Below are 12,414 nucleotides of genomic sequence, written 5' to 3'. Positions count from 1 at the left end.
ACGCTGGGCTTGGATGGCTTCGACACGCGAAGCCGAGGGCGTGGCGCCCTGCACGCACAAGGCCGAAGATCTCTGCAGCGCTCTGCACTTGGCCGCCTCCCGACGGCAAAGCCGGAATGTCGTTCAGTCTGTGCCGAATCGCGGTCTCACGCGCGATGCGCGACAGGCGCGCGCTAGACGAGACGCGGCGGCAATGGCGAACGCCAGCGAGCAAAAAAATTAGCGCCGTCTCGCCCCCTTACTAAACCCCTGATTAGACGGGAACTTAGAAAGGGGCTTCGCCCGGAGGGCTTGGCTAAATCTTTGATTTTCTTGGAGAAAATGGCGCGCCCGGAACGATTCGAACGTCCGACCCTCAGATTCGTAGTCTGATGCTCTATCCAGCTGAGCTACGGGCGCGCATTGCCTTTCGGCGAGGCGGGGGAAGTAGCCCGTCCGTTTCGGGAACGCAAGCCCGGTTCGCGGGAAAAATCGAAAAGTTTCGCACGCCGGTGTTCGCTCGGCGGAATGTCGTTGCCGCGCCACGGTTCAGGGCGCGGGATTGAGGCCGCTCGCGGACGATCTGGACGTGACAGCGTCGCTTGATTGGTGTCCATGGAACGCCTTGGGACGGCGGGCAGGCCATCCCCAATGTTCGCCCTCGTCCGCCATAGAGGATCCGTATGCGTCGTTTCGTTTCCCTGCTCGCCCTCGCCGCGTCGATGCAACTGGCGCTGGCTCCGGTCTCGGCCGCCCACGCCGAGTCGATCCCGCTGGGCATGCCGGCCGCAAAGCCGGTCTCCACCTCGACGCCCGCCAAGGGCATGGTCGCCGCGGCCAATCCGCTGGCGGTCGAGGCGGGCCTGCGGGTGCTGCGCGACGGCGGCTCGGCCGTCGACGCCGCCGTGGCCATCCAGGCGGTGCTGGGCCTGGTCGAGCCGCAGAGCTCCGGTCTGGGCGGCGGTTCGTTCATGGTCTTCTATGACGCCAAGACCGGTAAGGTGACGGCCTATGACGGCCGCGAGACCGCGCCCGCCGGCGCTTCGCCGGACATGTTCATGGGACCGGACGGCAAGCCCCTGCCCTTCGTGAAGGCGCTGCTGTCGGGCCGCTCGTCCGGCGTTCCGGGCGCGGTGGCCATGCTGTCCCTGGCCCAGAAGGAACACGGCAAGATCGCCTGGAACACGCTGTTCAAGGACGCCGAGACACTGGCCGACGACGGCTTCGTGGTCAGCCCCCGCCTGGCCGGCATGATCGTCAGCCGCGCGCCGCAGGCCTCGCAGCCGGACGCGATGAAGTACTTCACCAAGCCGGACGGAACCCGCTACCAGGCCGGCGACGTGCTGAAGAACCCGGCCTATGCCGCCACGGTGCGCAAGATCGCCGCCGAGGGTCCGGCGGCCCTGCTCGACGGCCCGATCGCCCAGGCGATCGTTGACCGCCTGCACGAGGGCGACCTGCCCAGCAGCATCACCCTGGCCGACCTGAAGAGCTACAAGCCGCGTTCGGCCCAGGCCCTGTGCAAGCCGTGGAAGGTCTACACCGTCTGCGTGCCCAACCCGCAGTCCTCGGGTCTGGCGGTGATCCAGGCGCTGCGGATGCTGGAGCACACCGACATCGGCAAGCGCGACCCCACCGATCCGGTGGCCTGGACCCAGCTGGCCCAGGCCGAGCGGGTCATGTACGCCGACCGCGACCGCTATGTCGGCGACCCTTCGTTCGTGACCGTGCCGGTCGACGGCCTGCTGGATCCCAAATACGTCGCCGAACGCGCCAAGCTGATCACCGATACGGCGGGCGCGGCGCCGCCGTTCGGCAAACCGAAGGGCGCGCCCAAGGTCGGCGTCGACATGACCAAGGAGCCGGGCGGCACCACTCACCTGGTCGTGGTCGATCCGGCTGGCAATGTCGTGTCGATGACCACCACGGTCGAGAGCATCTTCGGCAACGGCCGGATGGTGAACGGCTTCTTCCTCAACAACCAGCTGACCGACTTCTCGTTCTCGCCGAAGGAGAAGGACGGCGCGCCGGCCGCCAACGCCATCGCGCCGGGCAAGCGCCCGCGCTCGTCGATGTCGCCGATCATCGTGCTGGACAAGAAGGGCAAGTTCCTGGCGGCCGTAGGCTCGCCGGGCGGCAACGCCATCCTGTCCTACAATCTCAAGGCCATGGTCGGGCTGTTCTACTGGAACCTGAACATGCAGGAGGCCGTGTCGCTGCCGAACGTCGTGGCGCGCGGCGACACCTATTCCGGCGACGCCGAATGGTTCGGACCCGCCATGCTGTCGGCGCTGAACGCACGCGGCGTCAACATCAAGGTCGGCCAGGTCGAGGGCTCGGGCCTGCAAGGCGTGATCGTGCGGCCGGACGGCATTCTGGAAGGCGGCGCCGATCCGCGTCGCGAAGGCGTGGCCAAGGGGCTCTGAGCCCCGCGCGGGACCAGGTGCTGGCCCGGTGTTCTTCCCGGACATGGCAGCCGAAAGTGTAAACGGTTTCGGGGCCCGCCACGCCCTGCATTTTGAAGATGGACCCTGATCGAACGATCAGGGCTCCAGGCCCGCCTCGACCTCGGCGCGGGAGAAGACCTCCTCCTGGCCATCCATGAGTAGTTCGGTATCGGAGGCCTCCTGCACCGCGACCATGGCCGCCACGCGGCGCAGGGCGGTCGGGACGTCCGGCGCCTCGACCGTGATCTCGTGGATCGGCGCGCCGTCGGCCGAGGCGCCGATCTTCACGGCGATGGTCCAGGTGGTGGTCATCGCACGTCCTCCTAGGTGGCCGAGGCGTCGGCGGCCTTGTCGTCAGGTTCAGGCAGCGGATCGGGCGCGCCGGCGAGGGTCAGGTCGAACACCGAGCCGCCTGGGCCGGTCTCGACCAGCGCCAGGTCGCCGCCATGACCCTGGGCCAGCTCGCGGGCGATAGCCAGGCCCAGGCCCGTGCCGCCGCGACGCACCGAGCCGACAAAGGGCTGGAACAGGTTGGCGCGGGCGCGCTCGGGCACGCCGGGACCATCGTCCGACAGGCGCAGGATGCTGTGGCCGGCGTCGCGGCGCAGCTCGACGAAGACCTTGCCCTTGCCGCCGCGATCGGCCGCGCCCTCGATGGCCTCGCGGGCGTTCCGGAACAGGTTGGTGAGGATGCGGTGCAGCTGGTCCGGATCGGCCAGAAGCTGCTCGCGCGGACCGATGACGGTCTCAAGCGCGACGCCCCGCGGGGTCAGACCGGCATCCTCGGCGGCCATGTCCAGAGCCGGGCGCAGCGGGATGATCCGCGTCACCGGCTCGGGCTCCTTGGACTTGCCATAGGCCATGACGTCCGAGGCCAGGGTGATGGCGCGGTCCAAAGCCCGCTCCAGGCGCGGCAGGGCCTGGGCCACCTTGGGATCGCCGAGGGCCGCCAGACGGTCGGACGCCATCTGGGCGCTGGTCAGCATGTTGCGCAGGTCGTGATTGATCTTGGCCACCGCCTCGCCCAGGGCGGCCAGACGGGCCTTGGAGGCCAGGGCCGCCAGCAGGTCGACCTGCATGCGGTCCAGCTCGGCCTCGGCGCGACCGATCTCGTCGCGGCGCTTGGACACGGCGATACGCGCCTCCGGATCGCCGGGGTCGACGCGGAAGGCTTCCATGGCGCGGGTGATCCGCTGCATGGGGCGGACCAGGAAGACGTTGAGGAAGGCGTAGACGAACAGGCCGGCCAGGGCGGCGACGAAGATGGTCACGCCGGCCAGTCGCCAGAAATACTCGACCAGGGCCGCCTTCAAAGGCGCGTCCGGAACCACGACCTCGACGAACTCGGCCTTGCGGAAGCGCGGCTCGGCCATCACGCGGACCATGCTGCCCTCGGGGCTGGTCAGGGTGAAGAACGGCGCGGCCAGCCACGAGCCCGGGTTCTGGCGGCGCAGGTCCACGAGATAGGGCGTCTTGAACGGCTGCTTGGGCGGCAGGACGAGGCGGCGCGCGCCCTCGGCCTGGACAGCGACAGTGACCGCTCCGGCCTGGTCGAACATCTGGTTGGCGACGGCGTCGCTGACCCGCAGGTCCGGATCCGACTCGGCGATGGTCGAGGCCAGCTCCCCGGCGCGCACGCGGTCCAGCAGCCACTGCTCCTCATAGGCCGCCAGGGTCGGCGGCAGGATCAGCAGGCCGCCGAAGGTGACGACAATGGCGGTGAACAGCAGCAGGCGCGCCGACAGGCCGCCCGGCCACGGAAATCGCTTCCGGGGCGGGGCGGGCTCAGTCTCTGACGGCGAAACCGTTTCGACCATCCGGTGCGGCTACTTCTCGTCCAAGGGCTTTGGCAAGGGCGCTATTTGGCGCTGCCTGCGCCAATGGCGCCACAACGGCGGCAGAAAGGCCAGAACGCCCATGCCGACAATGGGAAGATAAATCCGTGGCGAGAAGAGGGTCTCCATGGTCACCGGCCCGCCTTGCGCGAAGAGATGGCCAAGTCCCGCGCCGATGCCGGCATAGACGAAGGAGCTCGGGATCATGCCCAGCAGCGAGGCCAGGACGAAGGCGCGGGCGGGAATGTTGGCCACGCCGGCGGCGACATTGACGATCAACAGCGGGAAGGCCGGGATCAGGCGCAGGGTCAGAAGGTAGTTGAAGGCGTCCTTGCGCAGCCCGTCGGCCACGCGCGCCAGGAAGGCGTCGGGCCTGCGACGCAGGACGTCGCCGAACGCGGTGCGGAAGACCAGATAGGTCACGGTCGAGCCGCCCGTGGCGCCGGTGACCGCCGCGAAGCCGCCGCCCAGAGGGCCGAACAGGAAACCACCGGTCAGGGACAGGATCAGGGCGCCAGGCAAGGAGACGGCGACCGAGCCGATATAGATCGCCAGATAGATCGCCACGCTCAGAAGCGGCCGTTCCCGCGCGAAAGCCTGCAGCGCGGTTCCCTGGATGCGAAGCTCCTCCAACGAAAGATGATCGGTCACCCCGCTGGCGAAGGCGGCCACGAACAGGATCACGATGACCGCGAGCGGGCCAAAGCGGCGCAGCAGCGTCAAAGCCCCTTCACGCGTCATGCGGCGCCGACCGCGTCCTCGACGGCGGCGAAGCCATCAGCCCGCAGGCGGGCGGCCAGCTCGCGCTTGATGCGGGTGACCAGGCCCGGCCCGCCATAGACCAGGGCCGAATAGAGCTGCACCGCCCGCGCGCCGGCGCGGATCTTGGCGTAGGCCCCCGCGCCGTCGGCGATGCCGCCCGCGCCGATCAGGGAGACCCGGCGGGCCGCGGCGGCGTGGAAGCGCTTCAGCACCTGGGTCGAAGGCTCCAGCAGCGGCGCGCCGGACAGGCCGCCGCTCTCCGTGGCCTGGGCCGACCTCAGGTCAGCGGGGCGGGCGATGGTAGTGTTGCTGACGATGATGGCGTCCAGGCCCGCATCGACCACCGCCTCGACGATGGCCTCGATCTCGCCGTCCTCCAGGTCGGGCGCGACCTTCAGGAAGATCGGATAGTCGGCGCCCGAGGCGACCTTCATCGCCGCGCGGGTCTCGGAGATGCGGCCCAGCAGCTCCTCCAGCGCCGCCTTGGTCTGCAGCGCGCGCAGGCCCGGCGTGTTGGGCGAGGAGATGTTGGCGGTGAAATAGTCCGACAGCCCCCACAGGCGGGTCAGGCCCGTGACATAGTCCTCGATACGGTCGTTGGCGTCCTTGTTGGCGCCGATGTTCGCGCCGACCACGCCGCCCCTACCTTGGCGAGCCTTCAGCCGCGCCGAGAAGGGATCCAGGCCGCCATTGTTGAAGCCCATTCGGTTGATCACCGCCTGGTCCTCGGTGAGACGGAACAGGCGCGGGCGCGGATTGCCGGCCTGGGCCAGCGGCGTGACGGTGCCGGCCTCCACGAAGCCGAAGCCGGCGGCCAGCATGGGATCGGCGACCTCGGCGTTCTTGTCGAAGCCAGCGGCCAGGCCCACGCAGTTGGACAGCTCCAGGCCGGCGATCTTCACCGCCAGGATCGGATCGTCGGGACCGCTCTCGCGCGGTCCCAGGCCCATCTTGAGGCCCCGGACGGCCCAGCCGTGGGCGTCCTCGGGGTCCAGGACATGCAGGGCGCGCGCGGCGATGTCATGCAGGATCATGCGAGGTGATCGCCCAGTTGAGGAACGCCATCGGTGTCGAGACCAAGCTCGGCCTCGGTGATCACGTCGCTGACCAGAAGCGGACGGTAGAGGTGAGGGAACAGGGCGCCGCCGCGCGAGGCTTCCCACTTCAGGTCCGCGCCCAGGCCCTCGGCCTCGACGCCCAGCAGGACCAGGTTCGGCTGGTCCCTGAAGTACTTGGCGGCGGTCTCCTGGGCTTGGTCGGCCCCGGAAAGGTGGATGAAACCATCCTGAAGGTCCACGGCCGAGCCCTCGAAGCGGCCGGCGGCCTTGGCGGCGTCCCACTCCGCGCGAGACAGGATCTTGTAGATCAGGGTCATTCGCCGCCGGCTCCGCCGTTCTCGTGTGCGTAGAAGAGGTGCTCCAGCGCCGGCCCCTTGTCGGTCCAGCCGAACACCACCGTGGTCGAGGTCGGGAACCGGCCGCGCAGCTTGTTCGTGTGGATCGGCGAGGCGTCGCCCTGCAGGGCCAGGCGCAGGGCCAGCTCGTGCAGGCCGGGATTGTGCCCGACCACCATCACCGTGGCCACGCTGTCGGCGTGCGCCTCGACCACCTGGACGACGTCTTCCGGATCGGCGTGATAGAGGTCGCGCAGATGCTCGACCCGCGCGGCGGGAAAGTTCGGCGCGACACGCTCGGCCGTCTCGCGCGTACGCCGGGCCGAAGAGACCAGCACCAGGTCGGGCGCGACGCCGGCCCGCGCCAGCACCTTGCCCATGACGGCCGCGTCCGCCCGGCCGCTGTCGGCCAGGGCGCGTTCGAAATCGCCGCCGTTCGCGGCGTGCCGCTCGGCCTTGCCGTGGCGCATCAGGATCAGTCGCTCCATGCGACCTCCATAGCCGTCCCTCGCCTTGTCAGGAAGCCGGTGGTTGACACCTTGTGCGCCAAGGGGTCCAAGGCGGGCCATGGCTGCGCTCGATCTGGTTACACCCGCCGACGGGGGAACCTGGCGGTTTCCCGCGAACGAACCCCTGCGGCTCGATTCAGGCGCCATGCTCGAGAGCCTGGAGGTCGCCTACCAGACCTACGGGCAACTGAACGCTGACAAGTCCAACGCCGTTCTGATCTGTCATGCCCTGACCATGGACCAGTACGTGGCCTCGCCGCACCCGACCACGGGCAAGCCTGGTTGGTGGCCCCGCCTGGTCGGCCCCGGCAAACCGCTGGATCCGGCCCGCCACTTCATCATCTGCTCGAACGTGGTCGGCGGCTGCATGGGGTCGACCGGCCCGGCCTCGAACAATCCGGCCACGGGCAAGCCGTATGGCCTGTCGTTCCCGATGATCACCATCGCCGACATGGTCAGGGCCCAGGCCATGCTGGTCACGGCCCTGGGCGTCGACACCCTGTTCGCCGTGGTTGGCGGCTCGATGGGCGGCATGCAGGTCCAGCAATGGGCCGTGGACTATCCCGAGCGGATGTTCAGCGCCGTCATCCTGGCCTCGGCCTCGCGACACTCCGCCCAGAACATCGCCTTCCACGAAGTGGGCCGCCAGGCGATCATGGCCGATCCGGACTGGCGGGGCGGCGCCTATGCCGACCACGGTGTTCGGCCCGAGAAAGGCCTGGCCGTCGCACGTATGGCCGCGCACATTACGTATCTGTCCGAGCCCGCCCTGCAACGGAAGTTCGGACGCGAGCTGCAGCGCGACGGCCTGTCGTGGGGCTTCGACGCCGACTTCCAGGTCGAAAGCTACCTGCGCCACCAGGGATCCAGCTTCGTCGACCGGTTCGACGCCAACAGCTACCTCTATATCACGCGGGCCATGGACTATTTCGACATCGCGGCCAGCCACGGCGGCGTGCTGGCCAGGGCCTTCACCCGCGCGCGCCATGTGCGGTTCTGCGTGCTCAGCTTCTCCAGCGACTGGCTCTATCCCACCGCCGAGAACCGCCACGTCGTTCGCGCCCTCACCGCCGCCGGCGCCCGCGCCGCCTTCGCCGAAATCGAGAGCGACAAGGGCCACGACGCCTTCCTGCTGGACGAGCCGGTGATGGACGCGGCGCTGGCTGGCTTCCTGAGTTCGGCCGAGCGTGACCGGGGGCTGATTTGACCACACTTTCCGAGAGTGGCATCCGCGAGGATTTCCGCGAGATCCTGCGCCTGGTGCGCCCCGGCTCGCGGGTGCTGGACGTCGGCTGCGGCGAGGGCGCTCTGCTGGACCTGCTGAGCCACGACAAGCAGATCGACGGCCGCGGCTTGGAGATCAGCGCCAGCGGCGTCGCCGCCTGCATGGCGCGCGGTCTGTCGGTGGTGCAGGGCGACGCCGACCTGGATCTCGACCATTTCCCAGACCGTTCGTTCGACTACGCGGTGCTGTCCCAGACCCTGCAGGCGACGCGCCATCCGCGGCACGTGCTGGACGAGCTGCTGCGCATCGCCGACCGGGCCATCGTCTCGTTCCCGAACTTCGGCCACTGGCGGGTGCGCTGGTCACTGCTGAGCCGAGGCCGGATGCCCGAGACCAAGGCCCTGCCGATGCCGTGGTGGTCGACGCCGAACATCCACCTCTGCACCCTGGCCGACTTCCTGGCCCTGACGGCCGAGTTGAACCTGCGCGTCGACGCCTGCGCCGCCTTCGCGGGAAGCGGTCCGGCCCGGCCGATGAACCCCGCCAGCGCGGTCGAGAACTGGCGGGCCGAGAGTTGCCTGTTCATGCTCAGCCGCAACGGCGCGACGGCCCAAGGAAAGTCCTCCGGCAAGGAACTTCCGCCCGTCTCGGGCGATCTCTTCGACGGATGAAGACCCTTCGTCTCATGACCTACAACGTCCACCGCTGCGTGGGCACGGACCGCAAGCTCGATGTCGAGCGTGTGGCCGAGGTCATCGCGGCTGAAAAGCCCGATGTCGTCGCCTTGCAGGAGCTGGATGTCCTGCGCGCCCGCACGAAAGGCGTCGACCAGGCCCATCGTCTCGCCGAACTGCTGAAGATGAGCTTTCACTTCCACCCGGCGATGACCGTGGAGGAGGAACTCTACGGCGACGCTATCCTGACCGCCCTGCCCGAACGGCGGGTCAAGGCCCAGAGCCTGCCGCTCTACAAGCGCGTGCCCGGCCTGGAGCCGCGCGGGGCCTTGTGGGTCGAGGTGGATGTCGGCGGAACCAAGGTCCAGATCATCAACACCCACCTGGGCCTCATCCCCCAGGAGCAGAAGCGCCAGGCGGCCGCCCTGCTGGGTCCCGACTGGATGGGCGCGGACGATTGGCTGGCCCCCGGCGTGGTGCTGGGCGACTTCAACGCCACGCCCTATTCGGCGACCTATCGGATGCTGCGGACGGCCCTGCGCGACGCCCAGGCGCCGACACCGAGCTGGCCGCGCCCCGCCACGGCGACCTTTCCGTCCAGCTTCCCGTTCATGCGCATCGACCACGTGTTCCTGACCAAGGGCCTGGAGACGCGCGGCGTCAGCTCGCCGTTCAGCCCGCTGGCCCGCGTGGCGTCCGACCACCTGCCGCTGGTGGTCGAGCTGGAGATCACGGCTGAAGCCGCTCGGGAGGCGCCGGCGGCGGCTGGGTAAGCCGGGCGATGTCGCGGCGCAAGCGAGCGCGACGGCCCCACGGGCGCCAAGCGTCGTCGGGCGCGATGGCGTCGCCAAGGCTCCAGTCGGCGATAAACTTCTGAATACCGGCCAGGCGGCGCGCCCGCACGGGCTGCAGCCGGCGCGGCGGGCCGCCCTTGACGTCCAGCGTATTGATCGCCGCGCCCAGGCCGCCCTCGCGCTCCATGGCCTCCAGTACGTCCTGGGCGGAGCGGTCGATGAAATGACCGACCAGGCGGCCCAGGAAGGCGCGCACCGTCTCGCGCTCGATCTCGCTCCTGGCCTCGAAGGCCAGGTCGCACTCGCTGTCCAGACCGATCGAGCGGTTGTTGAGGTTGGCGCTGCCGATCCGCAGCATCCAGTCGTCCATGATCGCCACCTTGGAGTGGACGATGATCGGTGCGCCCCTCGGGGTATGGGCCGAGAAGGCGGAGAAGCGACCATGGACGTCGACCTCGCGCAGGCGGTTGATGGCCGAGGTCCTCGCGCTATCCATGGTCATCTGGTCGAAATAGCTGGGACTGCGCGCCGGTCCGATCGTGACCACCTCGGGGCCGTCGGGCTCGGCCAGACGCTCGGCCAGGGCCTCGACGATGATCGGAGACGTCAGGTACTGGTTCTCCAGGTAGATCAGCCGCCGCGCCGCGCGTATGCCCGCCAGGTGAAGCAGCAGGCACTCCGTGATCTCGGGTCTGCCCTGCCAAGCGGCCGAGGTGCGGGCCACCCCAACGGGCATCCGGCGCAGGTCGGGCAAAAGGCCATCGGGCCAGGGCGTCTCGTCGGGGCGATCCGGGCGCTCGACCGGGTCGCCGCCCGACGCTTTCCATCGGTCGACGAACAGGTCCGCCATCGCCTCGCCCGCGCGGCCGTCGACCAGCATCGAGACCTCGTGCCGGGCCGGATAGTGTCGCCCGGTCGGCAGGCGGCGCAGAGGATTGTTGTCCAGGTGCCGGGTGTCGTCCCAGCGGTCGACGCCGATGTCGCCGCCGCTGACGAGGGCCGTGACGCCGTCGATGATCACCGCCTTCTGGTGATGGCAGGCGCTGGCCGGCAGGGTGGCGTCCAGGCGGTACTTGACCCGCGAGCCGGCGAAGAAGGCCGCGCCGCGATGCGGGCCAAACAGCTGCGAGGCGGCGATCGGGAACGGCATGTCCCAGGTTAGCACCCGCACGTCGAGCGCCGGGTTCAGAGCCGCCTGCCGCCGTAGGATCAAGCCGATGCGATCGGCGTGGCTGGGGTCGCGGCTGCGCCTGACCCGATCGGGATCCAGGCGCGTCAGGGGATCGAACACCCAGGCCAGGATCCAGATCGACTTCCTGGCCGACAGGATCAACGGCTTCAGCGCGTCGAACGCCTCGTCGTTGTCGATGAACAGGGCCACGCGATCGGCGGGCTCGACCCGCCAGCAGTTGTATCCCGGTTGGAAGACGGAAGTTCCCGGATCCATGTCGCCCCAAATCGTCGCTGACCACGACAACGCGCGGGGCGGCTCATGGCTCCGCTTGTCTTACCCCGCGATGGCCGCCGCGTCGCGTTCGCCCGTGCGGATGCGCAGAGCCTGTTCCAGGTCCATGACAAAGACCTTGCCGTCGCCGATCTTGCCGGTGTTGGCGGTGCGCTGCAGGGCCTCGATGACGGGCTCGAGCACATCGGTGGGCACGGCGATCTCCAGCTTGACCTTCGGCAGCAGCTTCACCTCGTACTCGGCGCCGCGATAGACCTCGGTCTTGCCCTTCTGCCTGCCGTAGCCGCGCACCTCGGTGACGGTCAAACCCGACGCGCCCGCCTCGGTGACCGCTTCGAGCACCGCATCCAGGCGGCTCGGCTTAATCACGGCGACGATCATCTTCATGGCGGTGTTCCCGGGGAGCGAACGGTGGTTAGGGACATAAGCTAGGCGTCCGCGCGCTTCGCTCCAAGTAAGATCAGCCGTCCCGACTGTTCGGCGCCTGAGGAACAGGCGCCTGATGAGCGGGAACGGGCCGCCCGCCGTCGTGTCGCGCGGGGGTTGGCCCCGCCGGACTGGGCAGCAGGACGCCGGGCGCGAACACCCGGGCGCGGGCGCGATGGCCACGCGGCTTGACCGCGAAGGTCTGTTTGATCGCTTCCATCAAGATCACGCCGGCGAAACGCGGCCACAGGCGCGCGCCGACCTGCTCGAAACCCTCGGCCCAGGACGCCATGGCCTCGACCGGCGGCGCATAGAGGGCCCGCGTCCAGCCGGCCGGCTCCAGGTCCGCCTCCCGAATCAGCGATTCCAACTGGCCGCGGCTGTAGGGCCTGCCGTGGCCGAACGGCGTGGTCTCGGCTCCCGTCCAGACGCCGTCGCGTGACGACACCGCCACGATCAGCCGCCCCGTGGGGGCCATCACCCGGCCGATCTCGGCCAGCAGGGCCGCCGGGTCGTCGGCCTCTTCCAGCGCGTGGACGGCCAGGACGCGGTCGAACATGGCGTTGGGCAGCGGCAAAGCGGTCTCCTCGACGAGGCAGGCCTGGTTGCGGCCGCCGTGCGGCCACACCTCGACGCCCTGCTGAGCCGGCATGGCGGCGACCACGCGGCGGGCGTTGCCCCGGGCGGCGTCCAGGAACGGCGTGGCGTAACCCACGCCCAGCACGTCGAGGTCCCGCGTATTGCCCCAGGCCTCCTCCACCTTGCGCGTAAGCATGGTGCGCGCCGCGCGCCCCAGCGGGGCGGCGTAGAAGGCTCTCAGGTCGAGCACGTCGCGGCGCATTGAGTCTCCCGGGCGTCGAGGTCATCCTTGTAGGCGCGCCGGCCGAGGCGCGATAGAGCAAGCG

13 protein-coding genes and 1 tRNA gene are annotated in these 12,414 nt (G+C 69.3%); 4 read left to right on the top strand and 10 right to left on the bottom strand.

The genetic code is table 11. The features are described 5' to 3' along the window. Nucleotides 1-322: 322 nt before the first annotated feature. Nucleotides 323-399, bottom strand: a tRNA-Arg gene (locus tag ACW175_RS01345). 263 nt (nucleotides 400-662) lie between these two features. On the opposite strand from ACW175_RS01345, the gene ggt reads away from it, so the two are divergent. Beyond that, on the top strand, nucleotides 663-2,405 hold the full coding sequence (gene ggt, locus ACW175_RS01340; protein ID WP_492102878.1) for a gamma-glutamyltransferase: 1,743 nt from the start codon (nucleotides 663-665) through the stop codon (nucleotides 2,403-2,405). Nucleotides 2,406-2,522: 117 nt separating this feature from the next. Here the strand turns inward: ggt and ACW175_RS01335 are convergent, their stop codons facing one another. Genes ACW175_RS01335 through ACW175_RS01310 form a run of 6 tightly spaced genes read right to left on the bottom strand, consistent with a single transcriptional unit; the run spans nucleotide 2,523 to nucleotide 6,904 of the window. Further along, nucleotides 2,523-2,738 (bottom strand): hypothetical protein, encoded by a 216-nt coding sequence (locus ACW175_RS01335; protein ID WP_492102877.1) that lies wholly within the window; start codon nucleotides 2,736-2,738, stop codon nucleotides 2,523-2,525. 11 nt (nucleotides 2,739-2,749) lie between these two features. Continuing rightward, entirely contained in the window at nucleotides 2,750-4,243 is a 1,494-nt protein-coding gene (locus tag ACW175_RS01330) for a sensor histidine kinase (protein WP_492102876.1), read from the bottom strand. Between the two features lie 9 nt (nucleotides 4,244-4,252). Then, nucleotides 4,253-5,002: a TVP38/TMEM64 family protein gene (locus ACW175_RS01325; RefSeq protein WP_492102875.1), complete on the bottom strand. Its 750-nt coding sequence runs from the start codon at nucleotides 5,000-5,002 to the stop codon at nucleotides 4,253-4,255. Beyond that, nucleotides 4,999-6,057 carry a quinone-dependent dihydroorotate dehydrogenase gene (locus ACW175_RS01320; protein ID WP_492102874.1) on the bottom strand — a complete coding sequence of 353 codons (1,059 nt, stop codon included), beginning with the start codon at nucleotides 6,055-6,057 and terminating at the stop codon, nucleotides 4,999-5,001. The genes ACW175_RS01325 and ACW175_RS01320 overlap by 4 nt, the downstream gene beginning before the upstream one ends. Beyond that, nucleotides 6,054-6,398, bottom strand: coding sequence for a DUF952 domain-containing protein (locus ACW175_RS01315; protein WP_492102873.1), 345 nt, complete (start codon nucleotides 6,396-6,398; stop codon nucleotides 6,054-6,056). Before ACW175_RS01315 ends, ACW175_RS01320 begins: the two co-directional genes overlap by 4 nt. Then, complete coding sequence (locus ACW175_RS01310) at nucleotides 6,395-6,904, bottom strand: SixA phosphatase family protein (protein ID WP_492102872.1); 510 nt, start codon at nucleotides 6,902-6,904, stop codon at nucleotides 6,395-6,397. Before ACW175_RS01310 ends, ACW175_RS01315 begins: the two co-directional genes overlap by 4 nt. Nucleotides 6,905-6,983: 79 nt before the next feature. On the opposite strand from ACW175_RS01310, the gene metX reads away from it, so the two are divergent. From metX to ACW175_RS01295, 3 genes are read left to right on the top strand one after another with little or no spacing between them, the layout of a single operon-like run. Beyond that, nucleotides 6,984-8,132, top strand: a complete 1,149-nt coding sequence (metX, locus tag ACW175_RS01305) for a homoserine O-acetyltransferase MetX (RefSeq protein ID WP_492102871.1) — start codon at nucleotides 6,984-6,986, stop codon at nucleotides 8,130-8,132. Then, a complete protein-coding gene (gene metW / locus ACW175_RS01300; protein WP_492102870.1) occupies nucleotides 8,129-8,821 on the top strand; it encodes a methionine biosynthesis protein MetW in 693 nt (230 codons plus the stop codon). The genes metX and metW overlap by 4 nt, the downstream gene beginning before the upstream one ends. Continuing rightward, nucleotides 8,818-9,597 (top strand): endonuclease/exonuclease/phosphatase family protein, encoded by a 780-nt coding sequence (locus ACW175_RS01295; RefSeq protein ID WP_492102869.1) that lies wholly within the window; start codon nucleotides 8,818-8,820, stop codon nucleotides 9,595-9,597. Before metW ends, ACW175_RS01295 begins: the two co-directional genes overlap by 4 nt. On the opposite strand, the gene ACW175_RS01290 is transcribed toward ACW175_RS01295, so the two are convergent. The 3 genes from ACW175_RS01290 to ACW175_RS01280 all read right to left on the bottom strand — a co-directional run bounded on the left by ACW175_RS01290 (nucleotide 9,554) and on the right by ACW175_RS01280 (nucleotide 12,350). Then, a complete protein-coding gene (locus ACW175_RS01290) occupies nucleotides 9,554-11,065 on the bottom strand; it encodes a phospholipase D-like domain-containing protein (protein WP_492102868.1) in 1,512 nt (503 codons plus the stop codon). The two genes, ACW175_RS01295 and ACW175_RS01290, sit on opposite strands and share 44 nt — an antisense overlap. 60 nt (nucleotides 11,066-11,125) lie before the next feature. Then, nucleotides 11,126-11,470, bottom strand: coding sequence for a P-II family nitrogen regulator (locus ACW175_RS01285; RefSeq protein WP_010918409.1), 345 nt, complete (start codon nucleotides 11,468-11,470; stop codon nucleotides 11,126-11,128). Nucleotides 11,471-11,543: 73 nt separating this feature from the next. Then, nucleotides 11,544-12,350, bottom strand: a complete 807-nt coding sequence (locus tag ACW175_RS01280) for a class I SAM-dependent methyltransferase (protein ID WP_492102867.1) — start codon at nucleotides 12,348-12,350, stop codon at nucleotides 11,544-11,546. Nucleotides 12,351-12,414: the final 64 nt, after the last annotated feature.

Source organism: Caulobacter sp. FV1ye6ST (assembly GCF_058681225.1).
This window is presented reverse-complemented; position numbering and strand designations above follow the sequence as displayed.